Source organism: Actinoplanes sp. NPDC020271 (assembly GCF_044388125.1).
In the GTDB taxonomy this organism is placed as follows: domain Bacteria; phylum Actinomycetota; class Actinomycetes; order Mycobacteriales; family Micromonosporaceae; genus Actinoplanes.
On sequence record NZ_JBIRWQ010000014.1, the window covers coordinates 113385 to 135077 of the forward strand.

General features: G+C 67.4%; 20 protein-coding genes and 3 tRNA genes. 20 read left to right on the top strand and 3 right to left on the bottom strand.

The features are described from left to right. Positions 1 to 412: 412 nt before the first annotated feature. Positions 413 to 772: a hypothetical protein gene (locus ACH442_RS28205; protein WP_396341131.1), complete on the bottom strand. Its 360-nt coding sequence runs from the start codon at positions 770 to 772 to the stop codon at positions 413 to 415. 256 nt (positions 773 to 1028) lie between these two features. Further along, a complete protein-coding gene (locus tag ACH442_RS28210) occupies positions 1029 to 1304 on the bottom strand; it encodes a S1 RNA-binding domain-containing protein (RefSeq protein WP_396341132.1) in 276 nt (91 codons plus the stop codon). Between the two features lie 195 nt (positions 1305 to 1499). On the opposite strand from ACH442_RS28210, the gene ACH442_RS28215 reads away from it, so the two are divergent. The 3 genes from ACH442_RS28215 (at position 1500) to ACH442_RS28225 (ending at position 3421) form a co-directional block, all read left to right on the top strand. Beyond that, entirely contained in the window at positions 1500 to 1790 is a 291-nt protein-coding gene (locus tag ACH442_RS28215; protein WP_396341133.1) for a hypothetical protein, read from the top strand. A gap of 174 nt (positions 1791 to 1964) precedes the next feature. Next, on the top strand, positions 1965 to 2597 hold the full coding sequence (locus tag ACH442_RS28220) for a LysE family translocator (RefSeq protein WP_396341135.1): 633 nt from the start codon (positions 1965 to 1967) through the stop codon (positions 2595 to 2597). A 14-nt stretch (positions 2598 to 2611) separates the two neighbouring features. Further along, positions 2612 to 3421, top strand: coding sequence for a sulfurtransferase (locus tag ACH442_RS28225; protein WP_396341136.1), 810 nt, complete (start codon positions 2612 to 2614; stop codon positions 3419 to 3421). Between the two features lie 4 nt (positions 3422 to 3425). Here the strand turns inward: ACH442_RS28225 and ACH442_RS28230 are convergent, their stop codons facing one another. After that, the gene (locus tag ACH442_RS28230; RefSeq protein ID WP_396341138.1) at positions 3426 to 3773 is read right to left on the bottom strand and encodes a hypothetical protein; all 348 of its coding nucleotides are present in this window, start codon (positions 3771 to 3773) and stop codon (positions 3426 to 3428) included. 258 nt (positions 3774 to 4031) lie between these two features. On the opposite strand from ACH442_RS28230, the gene ACH442_RS28235 reads away from it, so the two are divergent. The 17 genes from ACH442_RS28235 to ACH442_RS28315 all read left to right on the top strand — a co-directional run bounded on the left by ACH442_RS28235 (position 4032) and on the right by ACH442_RS28315 (position 21669). Beyond that, on the top strand, positions 4032 to 4172 hold the full coding sequence (locus ACH442_RS28235; protein WP_396341139.1) for a hypothetical protein: 141 nt from the start codon (positions 4032 to 4034) through the stop codon (positions 4170 to 4172). A gap of 53 nt (positions 4173 to 4225) precedes the next feature. Continuing rightward, a complete protein-coding gene (locus tag ACH442_RS28240; protein WP_396341140.1) occupies positions 4226 to 6754 on the top strand; it encodes a putative bifunctional diguanylate cyclase/phosphodiesterase in 2529 nt (842 codons plus the stop codon). A gap of 93 nt (positions 6755 to 6847) precedes the next feature. Next, positions 6848 to 6920 (top strand) — tRNA-Thr (locus tag ACH442_RS28245). A gap of 48 nt (positions 6921 to 6968) precedes the next feature. Further along, positions 6969 to 7041: transfer RNA gene (locus ACH442_RS28250), tRNA-Met, on the top strand. A 106-nt stretch (positions 7042 to 7147) separates the two neighbouring features. After that, positions 7148 to 7315 (top strand): 50S ribosomal protein L33, encoded by a 168-nt coding sequence (rpmG, locus tag ACH442_RS28255; RefSeq protein WP_014687739.1) that lies wholly within the window; start codon positions 7148 to 7150, stop codon positions 7313 to 7315. A gap of 78 nt (positions 7316 to 7393) precedes the next feature. Beyond that, positions 7394 to 7849 carry a MaoC family dehydratase N-terminal domain-containing protein gene (locus tag ACH442_RS28260; protein WP_396341247.1) on the top strand — a complete coding sequence of 152 codons (456 nt, stop codon included), beginning with the start codon at positions 7394 to 7396 and terminating at the stop codon, positions 7847 to 7849. A gap of 73 nt (positions 7850 to 7922) precedes the next feature. After that, positions 7923 to 8318 carry a MaoC/PaaZ C-terminal domain-containing protein gene (locus tag ACH442_RS28265; RefSeq protein ID WP_396341141.1) on the top strand — a complete coding sequence of 132 codons (396 nt, stop codon included), beginning with the start codon at positions 7923 to 7925 and terminating at the stop codon, positions 8316 to 8318. 81 nt (positions 8319 to 8399) lie between these two features. After that, positions 8400 to 8472 (top strand) — tRNA-Trp (locus ACH442_RS28270). A gap of 104 nt (positions 8473 to 8576) precedes the next feature. Continuing rightward, positions 8577 to 8957, top strand: coding sequence for a preprotein translocase subunit SecE (gene secE, locus ACH442_RS28275; protein ID WP_396341142.1), 381 nt, complete (start codon positions 8577 to 8579; stop codon positions 8955 to 8957). Positions 8958 to 9010: 53 nt separating this feature from the next. Then, complete coding sequence (nusG, locus tag ACH442_RS28280) at positions 9011 to 9727, top strand: transcription termination/antitermination protein NusG (RefSeq protein WP_396341143.1); 717 nt, start codon at positions 9011 to 9013, stop codon at positions 9725 to 9727. 78 nt (positions 9728 to 9805) lie between these two features. Further along, a complete protein-coding gene (gene rplA, locus ACH442_RS28285; protein WP_396341144.1) occupies positions 9806 to 10522 on the top strand; it encodes a 50S ribosomal protein L1 in 717 nt (238 codons plus the stop codon). Positions 10523 to 10586: 64 nt separating this feature from the next. Continuing rightward, complete coding sequence (locus tag ACH442_RS28290; protein ID WP_396341145.1) at positions 10587 to 11453, top strand: ATP-binding cassette domain-containing protein; 867 nt, start codon at positions 10587 to 10589, stop codon at positions 11451 to 11453. After that, positions 11450 to 12148 (top strand): hypothetical protein, encoded by a 699-nt coding sequence (locus ACH442_RS28295; RefSeq protein WP_396341146.1) that lies wholly within the window; start codon positions 11450 to 11452, stop codon positions 12146 to 12148. Before ACH442_RS28290 ends, ACH442_RS28295 begins: the two co-directional genes overlap by 4 nt. Before the next feature lie 485 nt (positions 12149 to 12633). Beyond that, positions 12634 to 13182 (top strand): 50S ribosomal protein L10, encoded by a 549-nt coding sequence (gene rplJ, locus ACH442_RS28300; RefSeq protein WP_396341147.1) that lies wholly within the window; start codon positions 12634 to 12636, stop codon positions 13180 to 13182. Between the two features lie 57 nt (positions 13183 to 13239). Next, complete coding sequence (gene rplL / locus ACH442_RS28305) at positions 13240 to 13623, top strand: 50S ribosomal protein L7/L12 (RefSeq protein WP_396341148.1); 384 nt, start codon at positions 13240 to 13242, stop codon at positions 13621 to 13623. A gap of 583 nt (positions 13624 to 14206) precedes the next feature. Beyond that, on the top strand, positions 14207 to 17647 hold the full coding sequence (locus tag ACH442_RS28310) for a DNA-directed RNA polymerase subunit beta (RefSeq protein WP_396341149.1): 3441 nt from the start codon (positions 14207 to 14209) through the stop codon (positions 17645 to 17647). A 131-nt stretch (positions 17648 to 17778) separates the two neighbouring features. Further along, a complete protein-coding gene (locus tag ACH442_RS28315) occupies positions 17779 to 21669 on the top strand; it encodes a DNA-directed RNA polymerase subunit beta' (protein ID WP_396341150.1) in 3891 nt (1296 codons plus the stop codon). Positions 21670 to 21693 lie beyond the last annotated feature (24 nt).

Genomic DNA, 21693 nt, shown 5'->3' on the forward strand with positions numbered 1-21693 from the left:
GGATCCCGCCCGCTGCCGGAGCCGGAGACGCAGGCTCTCTCTGGGCGGGCTGGCTTCCGCTGAACGATCGGGCGGCCCGCCTCCGGGTGGCGCGTGGCCCAGGGCTGTGCCGGGTGAGGCGGCTGGGGGAGAAGACGCTCGCCTACGTCGGGCAGAGTGCAGGGCTCCGCGGCCGACTCAGCCAGCTTTGCGCGCTGTATGGCGACGAGACGCCGTACAACGACCCGCACACCGCAGCCCCGTGCCTCTGGGTGATGCGGACCGTGGAGGCCGGCGAGTTCGAGGTCTCGGTGGCTGAGTTCGCGGGAGACGTTCGGGAGCGCAAGCTCGCCGAGTGCGTCGTGGTGTCGCAGCACCGGGCAGATCGGTGGTGCTATGCCAATGAATCCGGTTGCTCTGAACTTCGACAACATCAAGAGGTCGGCAAGTCAATCCGGCGCCCCATCCCCATCGAGGGTGCCGCACTGTCGGTGATCATGGCAAAGGCGCCAGCCGGAACTCCCTCGAACCTCGCCACGCGGGATGCGGCGCTCACCAGGGCCTCCTCGTCAGTGCCAGTAAGAGAGAAGACGTAGGCGCCGAAGAATTCCTCGCCCTCGTCATACGTCTCCACCACGCCCTCATCTTCGATCTCGATGAGGAAGTCCTCGACCCGCTCGATCCACGGGAACGGGTACGCGCCCGGTTCGAGTCCTGGGGCCGGTATCAACGGCACATGGATCTCCACGATGGCTGCCATGACGCCATGATTCACCAGGTCGAGCGGGTCCATGCACGAACGGTTGGAAACCACGGTCACACCTATAGCGGTGGACAGCCGCAATACGAGCGATCCCGCCGGTCGCCTCGACCAAGCGTGGCCGGGCTGCGGTCGTACCACCAGTAGACAAGTAGCCGCGAGTTGCGCCTCGACGTGATGGCCTAAGCACCGGGGACCGATGCCTTCCAGTACGACCGGGCGCGACGCGAACGAATGCGCCGAAGGGACCGATCGGGCCGGGGAGCTCCTCACCGGCCCGGTCGGCGAACTAAGGGAGTGGACGTTCCTGCAAGGCTTTCAGTGAAAGCTGAACCTGTCCGCGTGTGCTGTCGAAGTCGAGCACTTGAGCGGAGATCCGCTGACCAACGTGCACCACGTCGGCGACGTCAGCGGAGTATTCCCAGGTCAGCTCCGGAATCCGAATGAATCCGCTGCCTGAGTGGTCAACCGGATCTCCTTCGAGACGTACGAAGACGCCGAAATTGTGTACCTCTGAGACGATTCCGTCCACCACCGTGCCGAGCTTCGGCTGACCTTCGTACACGCTGGCACTATATCGTCAAGTAGCGTTACGCAGCCGTTGGCCAGGCGCACTGTCATGCCGCTGTCCGAGCTCGGTTTTCGGCGGCCCAGAAGGCTCCGAGGGTTACAAGACCGCAGTCTGACGGCCCTGCAGCCGCGGGTCACGAATTACCGCTAATGCGCTGAACGACGCCTGTCCCGGTCGCACACTGGGACGATGAGTACCGAGGCGCTGGGCGGCCTGGCGGGGCTGGCGCTGTTCATCTTCGGGGTGCGGATGCTGGTCCTGGGCCGGGGGCCGGAGATGATCGCGCGCTCGTTCCGGTCGTTGCGGGACGCCGGCTTCTACCATCTGCTCTTCGGTCTCGCCCTGCTGATCTACGTGGGCGGTCTGCACCTGCCCGGCGCGGTGACCGGGCAGGTCGCCGCGGTGCTCGCGGTGGCCCTGGTCGGTGTGGCCCTGGTCCTCTTCCGCCCGCGCGGCCGGGGCCCGACCCGTAAGGCGTGAGCCCGCGCCGGACCCGTAAGGCGTGAGCCCCCACGGCCGGGGCCCGACCCGTAAGGCGTGAGCCCGCGCGGCCCGGGGCCCGACCCGCAAGGCATGAGTCCGCGCTGGCAGCCCAATCCGCGAGGCGTGAGAACCGGCTGGCCAGTGAGTCGCCGACCAGCTAAGAACGGGGTCATGGACCTGACTCACGCCGTCCTTTCCTTCGCGATCCTCGGCGCCCTGCTCACCGTCACCCCGGGCCTGGACACCGCCCTGGTGCTCCGTTCCGCGGTGACGATGGGCCGGGGCCCGGCGTTCGCCACCGCCCTGGGCGTCAACACGGGCGCGCTGGTCTGGGGCGCCGCTGCCGCCGTCGGCGTGTCTGCTCTGCTGACCGCGTCGACCACGGCCTACACCGTGTTGCGGGTCGCGGGTGCCGCGTACATGCTCTTTCTCGGCGTACGCATGATGTGGTCGGCTTTCAAAAAGAACGGTCTGATTGTCGAGCCGGCCGGGCCGGCGGCGCCGACCTGGTGGAGCATGTTCGGCCGGGGTCTGTTGACGAACCTGCTGAACCCGAAGGTCGGCGCGTTCTACGTGGCCGTTCTCCCGCAGTTCATCCCGGCGGATTCCTCGCCGCTCGGTGTCGGGCTGCTGCTCGCCCTGGTGCATGATCTCGAGGCGCTGGTCTGGTTCTCGTTGATCATTTTCGGGGCGCAGGCCGCGCGTGGTCTCCTGGCTCGCCGCTCGGTGCGGCGTACCGTCGACGCCGGGACCGGCGCTGTCCTGATCGGATTCGGACTGCGTCTGGGCCTGTCGAGTCGGTAGGAGAGGGTGGCGTGATGATCGACCCCGTGGTGGATCTGGACTGGGTGCGGGCGCACGCGGGTGACGTGGTCCTCGCCGACGTCCGGTGGTATCTGGACGGGCGGTCGGGCCGTGCCGCGTACCAGAAAGGTCATCTGCCCGGCGCCGTCTTCATCGACCTGGACACCACTCTGGCCGGTCCGGCGTCGCCGGCCGAGGGCCGGCATCCGCTGCCGGATCCGGAGGTTTTCGCCGCGGCGATGTCCGCCGCCGGGATCGGGGACGCGAGCACCGTCGTTGCCTACGACGACGCCGGCGGCGTCATCGCCGCTCGTCTCATCTGGTTGCTGCGGGCGGTCGGCCGCCGGGCCGCTCTTCTCGACGGAGGCTTGCTGGCGTACGACGGTGAGCTCGCGACCGGGTCCACGCCGCCGTCCCCGGCGGTCTTCTCGGTGCGCGAGTGGCCGGCCGAGCGCCTGGCGACCCTGGACGACGCCGCCGGTGGGGGCCACGTGGTGCTCGACGCCCGTGACGCTCCCCGTTTCCGGGGTGACACCGAGCCGGTCGACCCGCGCGCCGGCCACATCCCGGGTGCCCGCAACCTGCCCTGCCGGGCGAACGTGACCGCTGACGGCCGTTTCCTCCCCGTGGCCGAGCTGCGTGAACGTTTCGCCGCGGTGGGCGTGGCCGAGGGCGCCGAGGTGATCTCCTACTGCGGCTCCGGCGTGACCGCCTGCCACAACCTGATCGCGCTGGAGCACGCCGGTCTCGGCCGGGGCCGGCTCTATCCGGGCTCGTGGTCGCAGTACAGCACGACTGACCGTCCTGCCGCCACGGGGGACTGATCGGTCAGTTCGGGCGACCCGTCTCCGGCTCACGTTGATGGGCTTGCTCGTCGATCCACCGCTGGTGGGCCTCCCAGGCGGCCTGCTTGCTGGTGCCGAGCGCGGCGCCGATCTGCGTCCACGAGACGCCGGCGGCGCGGGCCGACCGGACGGTGGCCTGCCGCCCGTACCCGGCCTTGCGGATCACCACCTCGCTGAGCGCGAGCATCTCGAGTGTCTCGGCGGGGGAGAGGGCGGTGCCGTCGTCGCCCGGGGACATCGCGGCCAGGGCTTCCCGCATCCGCAAGTCGTCGTAACGATGTGTAGCCGTGACCAGCGTGTGCTGTAGTTCCAGATCGTCTGGCGTGGTCATGAGCGAGAAGTGTTTCGTCAAGACACCCTGACGTCAAGTGGTCCTGACGCTCTGAGGTGAATTGGCCTTACTTCTCCGCTTAAATGGCGTATAAAGGCGTGAATCCTTCAGCATGGACAGACGGGTAGGCCTCAGCCGTTCGGCCAGGATTCGCCAGAGCGTCGCCGCGACCCGCCGATGAACACTCCCTGTCGCACAGGTGGTGTGGCACCATCATGGAACCCCGGTAAGCGCAAGTTCGAATGAGGGAGAACCACGATGTTCGCAAGGAAGCTGGGCCGCCTTGCAGGCTTGGTCTTCGTGCTCGCCGCGATCGTCGGGGGCACGGCCGGAGGCGTCGCCTACGCCGCCGACTCTTCCGCGGTGGCCTACTCCACGCTTGATTTCAACTGGGACTGAGGCATCTCGAGGTTCGCCACACGACCCCCGGGGTCAACCGATAAGGAGCGCGAATGGCTGGGCGTTCAAGTCCACAGCCGCGCTCTGAGCAATTCGCCTGGTTGATCACTGGCCCGCTGATTCTGTTCGCGGTCGTCTGCACCACAGCGTTCTGGGTCACCGACACCCATTGGCACGACGCCTGGGGCGCCGGCCTTCTGATCTTCCCGCTCTACTCGGTGGCGTCCCTCACGCTCTTCAACGTCGTCATCCGGCGCAGCTCGGTCGGCATCGTGGTGAACGAGGTCCCACTGGTCCTGGGGCTGTACTACCTCTCCCCGGTGCTGATGATCCTCCTGGTCGTCGGCGGTCAGCTGATGGCGCTGGTCAAGGGGTCGTTCGCCCCGGTCAAATGGGCCTACAACGTCGCTCGCAGTGCCGCCAGCATCTGTGCCGCCCTCCTGGTGCTCCAGCCGTTCCGGCCGCTCGACTCGGCCAGCCCGGTGACCTGGGCGCTGCTGTTCGCCGCCACGCTGGTGATGCTGCTCGTGCAGATCTTCAGCCTGTTCGGCGTGATGGCCGTGGTGCAGGGCCTGCAGGCCGGTCGGAACGTGCTCCGCGCGCTGTTCTCCCGGCTCATCGTCCCGTGCGTCAACGTGACCATCGGCCTGCTGTTCCTGATCGCGCTGGACACCACCTTGTGGTCAGCGATCCTGCTGGCGGTCCTGGCGGTGGCTCTGGTCTTCATGCTCCGCTCGTTCGCCGGCTTCTTCCGTCAGCACCAGACCCTCAGCGACGTCTACGAGATCACCCAGGCGGTCCGGAACGAGAGATCCGACAGCAGCCTGCCGGACGTCCTGCTCGGCCGGGTCCGGGCCCTGATGAGCTCGGAGTTCGCCACCCTTTGGCTCGCGCCGCAGGGCCGCTATCCCGAGGTTCTGCTCACCGCCCAGGTGGACAACGAGGGCCTGCTGGATTTGTCGCCGGTGCCGATGACCGTGCGGGACAAGGCCGTGCAGGACCGCTCGCCGGTCGCGGTCGGCACCCAGTTCCCGGCCATCGAGAACCTTCGCGATTCGCTGCGTGCCGCGCGGGTGAAGGACGCCGTGGTGATCCCGTTGCGCTCCGGCCAGGCGGTGATCGGCACGCTCGAGGTGGTCAACCGGCTCGGCGAGAGCCGGACCTTCCGCGACTCCGACGTGCAGGTGCTGGAGACGATCGCCGCGCATGCCGCGGTCGCCGTGGAGAAGTCGCGGCTCGTCGACCGGCTGCGCTACGACGCGTACCACGATCGCCTGACCGCCATGCCGAACCGCCGCCGGATGATCGACGCTCTCGCCGAGTCGGTGACGGTGCGGGTCGAGGACGAGGTCGTCGCGGTTCTGCTCTTCGACGTCGACGGCCAGCGCAACGTCAACGAGTCGATGGGTCACGCCGCCGGCGACAAGCTGCTCGCCGAGGTCGCCGAGCGCCTGCGCGGCATCGCCGGTCCGGGCGCGCTGGTCGGCCGGGTCGGCGGCGACGAGTTCATGGTCACGCTGCGGACCGAGGGCATCGAGGCGACGATCGAGCTCGCCACCCAGATGCGCGAGCGGCTGCGCGGCCCGATGACGGTCGGCTCGCTCACCCTGGACGTGGACACCGCGGTCGGCGTGTCGGTCTATCCCGATCACGGTGGCGATCCGGAGACCTTGCTGCAGAGGGCCGAGCTCGCGGCCAATGCCGCCAAAGTTCTGCCGTACGGCGTTCAGCCGTTCCACCCCGCGCTGGAGTCCCGTGCGGTCCGCCGCCTGGGCATCGCCGCCGATCTGCGCCGCGCCATCGACGGTGACCAGCTCGACGTCTACTTCCAGCCGAAGGTGACCCTGACCGACCGGCACGTCCTCGGCGTCGAATGCCTGGCACGCTGGGTGCACCCGACGCACGGCGAGGTCGCCCCGGAGGATTTCGTGGCGGTCGCCGAGCACACCGGCCAGCTGGCCCGGCTCACCGAGGTGGTGCTCACCGCCGGCCTGCGGCACTGCCGGGCCTGGGCGGACGCGGACCGGCCGCTCTCGATAGCGGTCAACCTCTCCGCCCGTACGCTGCTGGACTCCCGCTTCCCGGATCTGGTCGAGGAACTGTTGGAGGAGCACCGGGTCGAGCCCGGTCAGGTGACGTTCGAGATCTCCGAGCCGGGCATGCTCCACGACATCGAGCGAGTTCTGCCCACCCTCTACCGGCTGCGTGACCTCGGGGTCCGGCTGAGCGTCGACGATTTCGGCACCGGCGCCTCCTCGCTGGGCTATCTGCGGCAGTGGCCGGTGCACGAGGTGAAGATCGACGACACGTTCGTCCAGGGGATGGCGACCGACTCGGGTGACCTGGCCATCGTCCGGGCGATCGTGAGTCTGGCCCGCGAGTTCGGCCTCACGGTCGTCGCCGAGGGCGTGGAGAGCGAGCTCACCCTCGAACTGCTGGAAGAGATGGGTTGCGAGATCGGTCAGGGGTACCTGTTCAGCCGGCCGCTCCCGTTCGAACGGCTGGAGGCCTGGCTGAGCGCGCAGACCGAGCCGGAGTCCACTCCGACCGGCGAGGTCCGACGGCTCCGAGCCGTGATCTGACCTGCGGTTATGCGGTGTAGGGGATACCGATTTCACCCCTGCTGGAGGGCCGTGTAGTCTTATCCACGCAGCGAGCGAGTGATCGCAAGCAGCGCCCCCTTAGCTCAGTCGGCAGAGCGTCTCCATGGTAAGGAGAAGGTCTACGGTTCGATTCCGTAAGGGGGCTCTACCGGGTTCGTTCCCGCCGAGCCGGCGATGGACGTGAGCCTGGCTCGGCGGTGTAGCTCAGATGGCAGAGCAAGCGGCTCATAATCGCTGTGTCGCCGGTTCAAGTCCGGCCACCGCTACTCTTCAGTGAGGCCTCAAATCCGAGGCCGCTTTGCAGAGTGACCGACCGAGCGTCTACGCTGGTTCGTCGTCAGTTAGTTTCCGTTAGCAGGAAGGCACCCCGCCGTGGCCAAGGCGACCGACGTACGTCCGAAGATCACCCTGGCGTGCACGGAGTGCAAGGACCGGAACTACATCACCAAGAAGAACCGGCGCAACGACCCGGACCGCGTGGAGCTGAAGAAGTTCTGCCCGCGCGACGGGAAGCACACCCTGCACCGCGAGACCCGCTGATCCAGGACTCGCAGCCCCAGAGAGTTTCCAATGCGCCGCCCGGAGTTACTCCGGGCGGCGCATTGTAGTTTGTGGGGTATGCCCCTGGATGAGACGTTTGCCGGCCGCAGCTGGCCGCCCACCGATACCTATCTCGTCGGCCGGGAGAAGATCCGCGAGTTCGCCCGGGCGATCGGCGCGACCGAGGCGGAATATCACGACCCGGAAGCTGCGCGGGCGCTCGGTTACCCGGATGTGGTGGCGCCGCCGACCTTCCCGGTGACGATCACCATGGCCGCCAGCCGGCAGGTGGTGAGCGATCCCGCGCTCGGCCTGGACTACTCGCGCGTGGTGCACGGTGACCAGAAGTTCGCTTATCGCCGGCCGCTGGTCGCCGGTGATGCGGTGGTCTGCGTGAACACGGTGGACGAGATCACCAGCCGGGGCGGCCACTGGTTCATCACGATCCGTACCGACGTGCGTACCGAGGCCGGCGAGCCGGTCGTGACGGCATGGTCGAAGCTGGTCCAGCGGGGCGAGGAGCACACGGCATGAGCGAGCTTGCGAGCGAATCATCGAACTCAGTCCCGAATTCATGGCGAAGCCGGAGCGCGGCGGAGGTGGCGGCATGAGCGAGGGATTCGAGCCTCAGACGTTCCGCGTCACGCGGGCGGACCTGGTCCGCTACGCCGGCGCCTCCGGCGACTTCAACCCGATCCACTGGAGCGAGCGCGTCGCCACCGGTGTCGGGCTGCCCGGGGTGATCGCCCACGGCATGTTCACCATGGCGCTGGTCGGCCGCGCGGTGACCGCCTGGGCGGGCGCCGGTGACACGGTGAAGGAGTTCGCCGTCCGCTTCAGCCGCCCGGTCCCGGTGCCGGACACGGACGAGGGCACCGAGGTCGTGGTGACGGCCACGGTGAAGGAGGTCACCGAGGACGGGGACACCCGCCTCGCCCTGACTGCCACATGCAACGGAGACAAGGTACTGTCTCTGGCACAGGCGCTTGTCGGTAAGCGGTAGGCCCGGGTTGGGATAACCAAGGGCATACCCGTACACTGGTGCGCCGTGGGACTGTGAGCCGCGAGGCATGCGGTCCCGCAAAGGGGTGTAGCTCAATTGGCAGAGCAGCGGTCTCCAAAACCGCAGGCTGCAGGTTCAAGTCCTGTCACCCCTGCGCAATCCTCCTCGACGTGCCCGCCCGGTGCGCGGTTTGCACAGTCCGCGTCCGGTCGAGTGCTGACGGGAAATCATCACCACCGACGACGGAAGTAGGGCGAAGTGGCCGACAAGGACCGGCCCGGTGACGACGTCCCGGGCGACGACGAGCTGCTCGCCGACGCCGCCGACGGTGACGATGCCGATGAGGCCGCTGACGCCCCGGTGAGCCGTGGTGGCGGGACTGCGGTCGCCGAGCGCACGAAGGACGACGAAACCCCGAAGACGAAGAAGGAGCGCAAGCGCACCGGCTTCTTCGGGCGGATCGGTGGGTTCTTCCGCGAGGTCATCAGTGAGCTCCGCAAGGTCATCTGGCCCACGCGCAAGGAGCTTCTGACCTACACCGGCGTCGTGATCGCGTTCGTCACGGTGATGACGGCGATCGTGGCGGTGCTGGACTACGGATTCGGTAAGGGCATCCTCTTCGCGCTCGGCGGTAAGTGAGCCGTCGCCAGTCGGATTCCGAACCGAGTGACTTGATCTGGAAGTGAGCGAGCGTGCCTGAGTACGACGACGAGACCGCAGAGTTTGCTGACGAGCAGTCGTCGCCGCTCACCGACGAGTCGGTCGAGGAGGCCGACGAGACTGCGGTGGCGGTCCAGGCGCCCGAGGCCGACGAGGACTACGACCCGGTCAAGGAGCTGCGGCAGAAGCTGCGGTACGCGCCCGGCGACTGGTACGTGGTGCACTCCTACGCCGGTTACGAGAACAAGGTGAAGACCAACCTCGAGACCCGGATCACGAGCCTCGACATGGAGGATTTCATCTTCCAGGTCGAGGTCCCGACCCGTGAAGAGGTCGAGGTCAAGAACGGCAAGCGCAACCAGGTGCAGGCCAAGGTCTTCCCCGGCTACATCCTGGTCCGGATGGACCTGACGCCGGAGTCCTACTCCTGTGTCCGGAACACCCCTGGTGTCACCGGCTTCGTCGGTGCTACCGACCGGGTCGACCGGCCGGCCCCGCTCTCCCTCGACGAGGTGCTGAAGTGGCTGGCCCCGGCCGTGCAGGCCGAGGAGAAGAAGGCCAAGCCCGAGGTCAAGGTTCTCGACTTCGAGGTGGGCGACTCGGTCACGGTCACCGACGGCGCGTTCGCCTCGCTGCCGGCGTCGATCAGCGAGATCAACGCCGACCAGCAGAAGCTGAAGGTCCTGGTGTCGATCTTCGGCCGGGAGACCCCGGTCGAGCTGAACTTCAACCAGGTCACCAAGATCTGATCGCCGGATCCCCGGCGAGATCAGTGGGAGGGGCCGACATTCGCGCGGCCCCGCCATCAACCACAGGAGTAATGAGCAATGGCACAGCGCAGCAAGGTCTACCGCGCCGCGGCAGAGAAGATCGACGCCGACAAGCTCTACGAGCCGAAGGACGCGGTCGCCCTGACCAAGGAGACCAGCTCCAAGAAGTTCGACGCCACCGTCGAGGTCGCGATGCGCCTCGGTGTCGACCCGCGCAAGGCGGACCAGATGGTCCGCGGCACGGTCAACCTGCCGCACGGCACCGGTAAGACCGCCCGTGTCATCGTCTTCGCCCAGGGTGCGAAGGCCGAGGAGGCCCTCGCGGCTGGCGCCGACGAGGTCGGCACGGACGAGCTCGTCGCCCGGATCCAGGGTGGTTGGCTGGAGTTCGACGCCGCGATCGCGACGCCGGACCAGATGGCCAAGATCGGCCGTATCGCCCGGATCCTCGGCCCGCGTGGCCTCATGCCGAACCCGAAGACGGGCACCGTCACCATGGACGTGACCAAGGCCGTCAACGAGATCAAGGGCGGCAAGATCACCTTCCGGGTGGACAAGCACTCGAACCTGCACCTGATCATCGGCAAGGCGTCGTTCACCGCCGAGCAGCTGGTGGACAACTACGCCGCGGTGCTCGACGAGGTCCTGCGGGCCAAGCCGTCGGCGGCGAAGGGCAAGTACCTGAAGAAGGTCACCTTCTCCACCACCACGGGCCCCGGCGTTCAGGTCGACCCGAGCGCCGTGAAGAACCTGAAGGGCGACGCTCAGAACTGAGCACCCTGATCGACGAAGCCCCCGGAGAACTCTCCGGGGGCTTTTTCGTGGAATGCTAGCGGCCATGCGTCTGGACGGGGTCTGGTTCCGGTACAGCCGGCATGCGCCGTGGGCGCTCCACGACGCACGCGCGGACGTCGGCCCGGGACAGACCATCGTCGTGCTCGGCCCCAACGGCGCCGGAAAATCCACCCTGCTGCAGCTGGCGGCCGGAGTGCTGCGCCCGTCGCGCGGCGCGATCCGGGATCGCCCGCCGATCATCGGCTGGGTGCCCGAGCGGTTCCCGGCCGACCAGCCGTTCACCGTGCGCGGCTATCTGCACGCGATGGCATCTGTGCGTCGCGTCCCGGTCAGCGCCGCCGACCACTGGATCGAACGCCTCGGCCTGACCGCGCACACCGGGACCACGCTCGGCGCCCTCTCCAAAGGCACCGCGCAGAAAGTAGGCCTCGCCCAGGCGCTGCTCGCCCCGCCCGGCCTGCTCGTGCTCGACGAGCCTTGGGAAGGGCTCGACGCCCGGGCCCGTACCCTGATCCCGGAGATCGTCGCCGAGGTCACCGGCGCGGGTGGGGCGGTCCTGGTCAGCGACCACCGCGGCGAGATCACCGGTCTTCCCGGCGCGATCCACTGGTCGGTGGCCGCCGCAACGCTGCACGTCGCCGGCCTCCTCACGGCACCGGCCCGGGCCGGCGACCGAGTCGATCGCGCCGATCCGTCCGGCTGCCACCCCGAACAGCGGAGCGACGCCCGGCCCGGCGACGGCGACGGCGACGCGGCGATCGGCCCACCCGACGACGACGTGGTGGTCGAGATCGCGGTGCCGCGCGCGGAGGCCGACGCGACGGTGGTCCGGCTCCGCGGCTCCGGTCACCGTGTTCTGCGCGTACGCGATCAAGCCGTTCCTGACCAGCCCCAGCGGGAGACGCGATGACCGCCCTGGTCCGCATGCGACTCGCCGGCTTCTTCCGCGGCGGCCGTGCGCTGGCCCCGCTGATCGCCGTGCTGGTCGTCCTGGGCGTCATCTACGGCGGGGGACCGTCCCCGGCCGGTGCCGCCTACGGCTACTCCGCGGCCGCGCTCTTCCCGGTGCTGGCCTGGCTCGCCAAAGTGCTGCTGGACACCGAACCGGACGTGCAGCGCCGCCTGGTCCGGCTCGCTGTCGGCCCGGCCCGGGAATCCGCTGCCGGGCTGCTGGCCGCGGCGCTCGCGGGTGCGGTCGTCTGCGCCGCCGCGATGCTCGCCCCGTTCCTCTTCCACGGCATTCGCGGCCCGGAAGCGGGATCCGGGGAGTCCTCGCTCGGTGCCGGCATCCTGCTCGGCGTACTGGCTCATGGACTGTCCCTGATCGCGGCGGTCGCCCTGGGTGCGCTCGCCGGCCGGGCCGTCACCCGTCGTGTGCTGCCCGGCGTCGCGACCCTGGTCACCGGCTCGATCCTGGTGATCGTGCTCGGTCTTACCAGCTCGATCGCCCCGTGGCTGGCGCCGCCCGTGATGGCGACCGCACGGGCGCTGAACAGCGGTGTCACTCCGGCGGCGTCGACGCTGGCCCAGCTCACGGCGTGGTCGTTGGCGTGGTCGGCGGTGGCTTTTGCGACTTATGGAGCTTTCCGACGCTCTCGCTCATAATCGTCTCCTGGTGATAGCCCACCCTCCCTGGGGGGCCACCGCCTCCGACGTCAGTGTGGCAGGGAGTTGCTTGATCAGGCCGGGGGCTGTGGACGACCGCGGAATGTGGACAACCCCTCGGCGACCGCACGCGCGTGCTATGCGCCGTACCGGGAAATGGGTGTGATCCGAGCGGACCTCGAGCGACGCGGGCGGCGAGGGGCGGTCGGCAGGGACCGCCCGATTTGGTTTTCGCCGGGGTGCCGCGTACTCTTCCTTCTCAGAGTTCCACCCATAGACCGCTGGTCGCCGCAGCATCCGTCGTCATGACGGGCGTCGCGGCCGAAGGTCCCGCATGAGCGGGCGACCTGCGCAGGGAGACCGGTTCGTGAAGTCTTGGCCCGCGTTCGCGCTGGTGCCAGAGTCCGCCCCGTGCCCTGCGCCGGGGCGTTTTGCTTTTTCGGACCCTCTCGACCAGTGGCAACAGCACTGAGGAGAGGAGGGACATGGCGGACAAGCCGGTCCGGGCCGACAAGGCTTCGGCCGTCGCTGAGCTCACGGACAACTTCCGTGACTCCGCGGCCACCGTGTTGACCGAATACCGCGGCCTCAGCGTCAAGCAGCTCACCGAGCTGCGCCGGACGCTGGGCCAGCAGGCCAAGTACGCCGTTGCCAAGAACACGCTCGCGAAGCGTGCCGCTGGCGACGCCGGCATCGAGGGCCTCGACGCTCTGTTCACCGGTCCTACCGCGCTCGCCTTCGTGAGCGGCGACGTGGTCGAGGCGGCCAAGGGCATCCGTGCCTTCGCCAAGGCCAACCCCGCTCTGATCATCAAGGGCGGCGTCTTCGAGGGTAAGGCTCTCACGGCGGACGAGGTCAACAAGCTTGCTGACCTCGAGTCCCGTGAGGTTCTGCTGGCCAAGCTGGCCGGCGCCATGAAGGGCAACCTGAGCAAGGCCGCGGCCACGTTCCAGGCTCCGCTCTCCCAGGCCGTGCGCCTGGTGGACGCCCTGCGTGACAAGCGCGAGAAGGACGGTTCCGCCGAGGCCGCCTGACGGCGCCTCGCGAACCCAGCAACGTTCTACATCAGAAGCTAGGAAAGGTTGCCAATCATGGCGAAGATCAGCACCGAGGACCTGCTCGAGGCCTTCAAGGAAATGACCCTGATCGAGCTCTCCGAGTTCGTGAAGACCTTCGAGGACGTCTTCGACGTCAAGGCTGCCGCTCCGGTTGCCGTCGCCGCCGCCGGTGGCGCTGCTGCTCCGGCTGAGGCTGCCGCTGAGCAGGACTCGTTCGACGTCGTCCTCGAGGGTGACGGTGGCAAGAAGATCCAGGTCATCAAGGTCGTGCGTGAGCTGACCGGCCTGGGCCTGAAGGAGGCCAAGGACGCCGTTGAGGCCGCCCCGAAGGCGATCCTCGAGGGTGTCAACAAGGAGAAGGCCGAGGCCGCCAAGGCGAAGCTCGAGGCCGAGGGCGCCAAGGTCACCCTCAAGTGATCTAACGCTCTTCAGCGTTTTCCTTCGATGGCGGAGATCCTTGACGGGTCTCCGCCATCGGCGTTTCCTTCGGTGTTCATACTGTTCGGTGGAGCGCGCTCGGGCAGGTCGCGGGCCGGGTGACAAAGCGTCACAAAGCTCGCCATCCATGCAGTAAGGTCCCTGTGGTGCGCCGGCGGGACGAGCGGGTGAGTCCGACCCGCGGCACAGCCCTTGACTGTGTGTCCCCTGACAGGCACGCTGATGGCAGCAAGTTTCCGCGCTTGCGACAGCCGCCCCGTGGGTAACCACGACCGGCACCACGAAGAAGATGTGCCGCGTCTCTTGAGCGGCCCCGAGCACCATGTTGATCGCGATTGCGCAGGTCAGCGACGCCGGGGACACGTTCCGCAGGCCACTTCGTGGTGTGGGCTGGACAGCGGTTAGCCAAGCGGCTACACTGCTAGTTTGCGCTGCCTTCTATCTTGACGCCTGTCGTTCCATTCATGTCTGTGGATTCGACGGGTGTCTTTTGGAGTGCACGCAGACCAGTTGCATCAGCAACTCAGCCGCATAGCAGCACCGGTCCTCGGAAGGACGCATCTTGGCAGCTTCCCGCCCTGCGAAGACCAGCCGTACGTCGAGCGCTTACGCACCCCGCCGGGTCTCTTTCGGCCGGATCACCGAGCAGCTAGAGGTCCCCAACCTCCTCGCCCTCCAGACGGATTCGTTCGACTGGCTGGTCGGCAACGAGGCTTGGCAGGCGCGTACGACGGACGACCCGCACGCCCACTCGGGCCTCGCAGAGATCCTCGAAGAGATCAGTCCCATTGAGGACTTCTCCGGCACCATGTCGCTGTCCTTCTCGGCTCCGCGCTTCGATGAGGTCAAGGCCTCGATCGAGGAGTGCAAGGAGAAGGACCTGACCTACTGTGCCCCGCTGTTCGTGACCGCGGAGTTCACCAACAACACCACTGGCGAGATCAAGAGCCAGACCGTGTTCATGGGTGACTTCCCGATGATGACCCCCAAGGGGACGTTCGTCATCAACGGCACCGAGCGGGTCGTGGTGAGCCAGCTCGTCCGCTCGCCGGGCGTGTACTTCACCAAGGAGCCGGACAAGACCTCCGACCGCGACCTCACCAGCGTCAAGGTCATCCCGAGCCGGGGCGCCTGGCTCGAGTTCGACATCGACAAGCGCGACACCGTCGGCGTTCGCATCGACCGTAAGCGCCGTCAGGCCGTCACTGTCCTCCTCAAGGCGATCGGCTGGTCCGCTGACCAGATCCGTGAGCGCTTCGGCTGGTCCGAGCTGCTCATGACGACGCTGGAGAAGGACCACATCGCCGGGCAGGACGAGGCCCTACTCGACATCTACCGGAAGCTGCGCCCTGGCGAGCCCCCCACCCGGGAGAACGCGCAGACCCTTCTCGACAACCTCTTCTTCAACCCGAAGCGGTACGACGTCGCGAAGGTCGGCCGGTACAAGTTCAACAAGAAGCTCGAGATCGACGTCCCGATCGTCCGGGGCACGCTGTCCGAGGAAGACATCGTCAAGACCGTGGATTACCTCTGCCGGCTGCACGCCGGTGAGGAGGGCTACGAGGCCGACGACATCGACCACTTCGGCAACCGTCGCCTGCGCACCGTCGGCGAGCTCATCCAGAACCAGGTCCGCGTGGGCCTCTCCCGGATGGAGCGCGTCGTCCGCGAGCGGATGACGACCCAGGACGTCGAGGCGATCACGCCGCAGACCCTGATCAACATCCGCCCCGTGGTGGCGGCGATCAAGGAGTTCTTCGGTACGTCGCAGCTGTCGCAGTTCATGGACCAGACGAACCCGCTGGCGGGCCTGACCCACCGGCGTCGTCTGAGCGCGCTCGGCCCCGGTGGTCTGAGCCGTGAGCGGGCCGGCTTCGAGGTCCGTGACGTGCACCCGTCGCACTACGGCCGGATGTGCCCGATCGAGACGCCCGAGGGTCCGAACATCGGCCTGATCGGCGCGCTCTCGACGTTCGCGCGGGTCAACCCGTTCGGCTTCATCGAGACGCCGTACCGGAAGGTCGAGAACGGTGTCGTCACCGACGAGGTGCACTACCTCACGGCCGACGAAGAGGACCGGTACATCAAGGCACAGGCGAACGCCGTGCTGTCCAGCGACAACACCTTCGCCGAGGACCGCGTTCTGGTCCGCCGGAAGGGTGGTGAGGTCGACTACGTGCCCGGCACGGAGGTCGACTACATGGACGTGTCGCCGCGGCAGATGACCTCGGTCGCCACCGCGATGATCCCGTTCCTCGAGCACGACGACGCCAACCGTGCCCTCATGGGTGCGAACATGCAGCGTCAGGCCGTGCCGCTGGTCAAGGCCGAGGCGCCGCTGGTCGGCACCGGCATGGAGTACCGGGCCGCGGTCGACGCCGGTGACGTGGTCGTCGCCGAGGTCGCCGGTGTGGTCGAGGACCTGTGCGCCGACTACGTGACGGTGCACCAGGACGACGGCCACCGTCGTACCTACCTGCTGCACAAGTTCCGCCGCTCGAACGCCGGCTCCTGCGTCAACCAGAAGCCGGTCGTCTTCGAGGGTGACCGGGTCGAGGCCGGCCAGGTCATCGCCGACGGTCCGTGCACCGACGAGGGGGAGATGGCCCTCGGCCGCAACCTCCTGGTCGCGTTCATGTGCTGGGAAGGCCACAACTACGAGGACGCGATCATCCTGTCGCAGCGCCTCGTGCAACAGGACGTGCTCACCTCGATCCACATCGAGGAGCACGAGGTCGACGCCCGCGACACCAAGCTCGGCCCGGAAGAGATCACCCGCGACATCCCGAACGTCAGCGAAGAGATGCTGGCGGACCTGGACGAGCGTGGCATCATCCGGATCGGCGCCGAGGTCGTGCCCGGCGACATCCTGGTCGGCAAGGTCACCCCCAAGGGCGAGACCGAGCTGACCCCGGAGGAGCGGCTGCTGCGCGCGATCTTCGGTGAGAAGGCCCGGGAGGTCCGGGACACCTCGCTGAAGGTTCCGCACGGCGAGACCGGCACCGTCATCGGTGTCCGCACGTTCTCCCGCGAGGACGGCGACGAGCTGCCCCCGGGCGTGAACGAGCTGGTCCGCGTCTACGTCGCCCAGAAGCGCAAGATCCAGGACGGTGACAAGCTCGCCGGCCGTCACGGCAACAAGGGCGTCATCTCCAAGATCCTGCCGGTCGAGGACATGCCGTTCCTCGAGGACGGCACCCCGGTCGACATCGTGCTCAACCCGCTCGGTGTCCCGTCGCGTATGAACATCGGCCAGGTTCTGGAGACCCACCTCGGGTGGATCGCCAAGACCGGTTGGTCGATCGAGGGCGAGGACGAGGAGTGGAAGCGTCAGCTCCGCTCGATCGAGGCGCACGAGTCCCCCGCCGACAGCAACGTCGCGACCCCGGTCTTCGACGGTGCTCAGGAGGAGGAGATCAAGGGCCTGCTCGAGTCGACCCTGGTGAACCGGGACGGCAAGCGGCTGGTCAACGGTGACGGCAAGGCGCAGCTGTTCGACGGCCGCTCCGGTGAGCCGCTGCCGGACCCGATCTCGGTCGGCTACGTCTACATCCTGAAGCTGAACCACCTGGTCGACGACAAGATCCACGCACGGTCGACCGGTCCGTACTCGATGATCACGCAGCAGCCGCTCGGTGGTAAGGCCCAGTTCGGTGGCCAGCGGTTCGGCGAGATGGAGTGCTGGGCGATGCAGGCCTACGGCGCCGCTTACGCGCTGCAGGAGCTGCTGACCATCAAGTCCGACGACGTCCTCGGCCGCGTGAAGGTCTACGAGGCCATCGTCAAGGGCGAGAACATCCCGGAACCGGGCATCCCGGAGTCGTTCAAGGTGCTTCTCAAGGAGCTCCAGTCGCTGTGCCTGAACGTTGAGGTGCTCTCCAGCGACGGTGTGGCTCTGGAGATGCGTGAGACCGACGACGAGGTCTTCCGGGCCGCGGAGGAACTCGGCATCGACCTGTCCCGGCGCCCGAACGAGGGCGTCAGCAGCGTCGAAGAGATCTGACGGAGAGCGGCCCCGGTTCATCAAACGGTTTTGTCGGGATTCGGCGAAACCGCGTGGACAGCACGACCAACCGGGGCCGCCCCCGCCGGCCTTGAATTCACCCGAGCAACGAAACACGAGGGATAGTCCAAGTGCTCGACGTCAACTTCTTCGACGAGTTGCGCATCGGCCTGGCTACCGCTGACGACATCCGGCAGTGGTCGCACGGCGAGGTCAAGAAGCCCGAGACGATCAACTACCGCACCCTCAAGCCCGAGAAGGACGGACTCTTCTGCGAGAAGATCTTCGGTCCGCAGCGGGACTGGGAGTGCTACTGCGGTAAGTACAAGCGCGTCCGGTTCAAGGGCATCATCTGTGAGCGCTGCGGCGTCGAGGTGACTCGCTCCAAGGTCCGGCGTGAGCGTATGGGTCACATCGAGCTGGCCGCCTCGGTCACGCACATCTGGTACTTCAAGGGTGTGCCGAGCCGCCTGGGCTACCTGCTCGACCTGGCGCCGAAAGACCTCGAGAAGATCATCTACTTCGCTTCGTACGTGGTCACGAGCGTTGACGCCGAGTCGCGTCACCGTGACATGTCCACGATCGAGAACGAGATCTTCGCCGAGAAGCGGCAGTCGGAGAACGGTCGCGACTCGGAGATCGAGAAGCGTGCCGCCAAGCTGGAGCAGGACCTGGCCGAGCTCGAGGCCGAGGGTGCTAAGGCCGACGTGCGTCGCAAGGTCAAGGAAGCCGGCGAGCGCGAGATGCGCCAGATCCGGGACAAGGCCCAGCGCGAGATCGACCGCTTGGACGAGGTGCTCGACACCTTCCGCAAGCTCGACTCGAAGCAGCTGGTCACGGACGAGCTGCTCTACCGCGAGCTGCGCGACCGCTTCGGTGAGTACTTCACCGGTGGCATGGGTGCCGAGGCGATCAAGGCCCTGCTCGAGAACATGGACCTGGACGCCGAGGCGGAGAACCTCCGGGAGATCATCCGCACCGGTAAGGGCCAGCGGAAGATCCGGGCGCTCAAGCGGCTGAAGGTCGTCGCGGCGTTCCTGAACACCCGCAACTCGCCGCTCGGCATGGTCCTGGACTGTGTCCCGGTCATCCCGCCGGACCTGCGCCCGATGGTGCAGCTCGACGGTGGCCGGTTCGCGACCTCCGACCTGAACGACCTGTACCGCCGGGTCATCAACCGGAACAACCGGCTCAAGCGCCTGATCGACCTGGGTGCGCCCGAGATCATCGTCAACAACGAGAAGCGCATGCTGCAGGAGGCCGTCGACGCGCTGTTCGACAACGGCCGCCGCGGCCGGCCGGTCACCGGCCCGGGTAACCGCCCGCTGAAGTCGCTCTCCGACATGCTCAAGGGCAAGCAGGGTCGTTTCCGTCAGAACCTGCTCGGCAAGCGCGTCGACTACTCCGGCCGTTCGGTCATCGTCGTCGGCCCGCGGTTGAAGCTGCACCAGTGCGGTCTGCCCAAGCAGATGGCGCTGGAGCTGTTCAAGCCGTTCGTGATGAAGCGCCTGGTCGACCTGAACCACGCGCAGAACATCAAGTCGGCCAAGCGCATGGTCGAGCGTCAGCGCCCGGTCGTGTGGGACGTCCTCGAAGAGGTCATCTCCGAGCACCCGGTGCTGCTGAACCGTGCTCCGACCCTGCACCGCCTGGGCATCCAGGCCTTCGAGCCGCAGCTGGTCGAGGGCAAGGCCATCCAGATCCACCCGCTCGTCTGCACCGCGTTCAACGCGGACTTCGACGGTGACCAGATGGCGGTCCACGTGCCGCTGTCGGCCGAGGCGCAGGCCGAGGCCCGGATCCTGATGCTGTCGTCGAACAACATCCTCAAGCCGGCCGACGGCAAGCCGGTGACCATGCCCACCCAGGACATGATCATCGGGCTGTACTACCTGACCCACATGACGCCCGGCGCCAAGGGCGAGGGCCGGGTCTTCAGCTCGGACGCCGAGGCACGGATGGCGTTCGACAACGGCGAGCTGCACCTGCAGGCGCCGGTGAGGATCCGCCTGCACGAGGTCATCGGTGTCGACAACGGCGCGAAGCAGGACGCCTGGGTCGCTCCGGAGGAGTGGGTCGAGGGCGAGCCGCTGCTCGTCGAGACCACGCTCGGCCGGGTGATCTTCAACGAGACGCTGCCCCCGGGCTACCGCTTCGTGAACTACGAGATCCGCAAGGGTCAGCTGTCGGCGATCGTCAACGACCTCGCCGAGCGCTTCCCCAAGGTCGCGCTGGCCGCGACCCTGGACGCGCTCAAGGAGGCCGGCTTCCACTGGGCCACCTGGTCCGGTGTGACGATCGGCATGGGCGACGTCATCGGCCCCCCGCGCAAGCCGGAGATCCTGGCTCGCTACCAGGTCGAGGCGGACCGGATCGACAAGCAGTACCAGCGTGGTCTGATGACCGCCGAGGAACGTCGCGGCGAGCTCATCGAGATCTGGACCAAGGCGACCAACGAGATCTCCAAGGAGATGGAGACCGCGCTGCCGCAGGAGAACCCGCTCTGGGTGATGATCAACTCCGGCGCTCGCGGTAACCTGCTCCAGCTCCGGCAGATCGCCGCGATCCGTGGTCTGGTGGCCAACCCCAAGGGTGAGATCATCCCGCGGCCGATCACCTCGTCGTACCGCGAGGGTCTGACCGTGCTGGAGTACTTCATCTCCACCCACGGTGCCCGTAAGGGTCTGGCCGACACCGCGCTGCGTACCGCCGACTCGGGTTACCTGACCCGTCGTCTGGTGGACGTCTCGCAGGACGTGATCATCCGCGAGGAGGACTGCGGCACCGAGCGGGCCATCCCGATGGCGGTCGGCGACCGGGAGCCGGACGGGACCCTGGTCGTGCACACGCACTCGGAGACCGGTGCGCACGCTCGTACCATCGCCGACGACATCTCCGACGCGAACGGCAACCTGATCGTCGCCCGCGGCACGGACCTCAACTCGATCATCGTCGACCAGCTGGTCGCCGCCGGTGTCGAGAACGTCCGGGTCCGCAGTGTCCTGACCTGCGAGTCGAAGCTCGGCGTGTGCGCGGCCTGCTACGGCCGTTCGCTGCCGACCGGCAAGTCGGTCGACATCGGCGAGGCGGTCGGCATCATCGCGGCCCAGTCGATCGGTGAGCCCGGCACGCAGCTGACGATGCGTACCTTCCACACCGGTGGTGTCGCGGGTGAGGACATCACCCAGGGTCTGCCGCGTGTCCAGGAAATCTTCGAGGCCCGCGTGCCGAAGGGTAAGGCGCCCATCGCCGACACCCCTGGACGCATCCGCATCGAGGACGGCGAGCGGTCGCGGAAGATCATCGTGATCCCGGACGACGGCAGCGAGGAGATCGTCTACGACAAGATCTCCAAGCGCGTCAAGCTGCGGGCGCACGACGGCGACCACGTGCAGGTCGGCGAGAAGCTCACCGAGGGCACCATCGACCCGCACGAGCTGCTGCGCATCATGGGCCCGCGCGCGGTCCAGGTCCACCTGACCAGTGAGGTCCAGGAGGTCTACCGCTCGCAGGGTGTGCTTATCCACGACAAGCACATCGAGATCATCATCCGCCAGATGCTCAAGCGGGTGACGGTCATCGACTCCGGCGCGACCGAGTTCCTGCCGGGTCTGCTGGTCGACCGGGCGCTCTTCGAGTCGGAGAACCGCCGGCTCGTGGGCGAGGGCGGCGAGCCCGCCGCCGGTCGTCCGGTGCTGATGGGTATCACCAAGGCCTCGCTGGCGACCGACTCCTGGCTCTCGGCGGCCTCCTTCCAGGAGACCACCCGGGTGCTCACCGACGCTGCGATCAACTCGCGCAGCGACTCGCTGGTGGGCCTCAAGGAGAACGTCATCATCGGTAAGCTCATCCCGGCCGGTACCGGTATCTCGAAGTACCGCAACATCCGGGTCGAGCCGACCGAGGAGGCCAAGGCCAAGGTGTACTCGATGACCGGGTACCCGGAGACCGACTACGGTTTCGGCCCGGCCAGTGGCCAGGCGGTTCCGCTGGACGACTTCGACTTCGGGTCGTACCGCTAGGGAATCCACGTTCGCTGGGGCGGT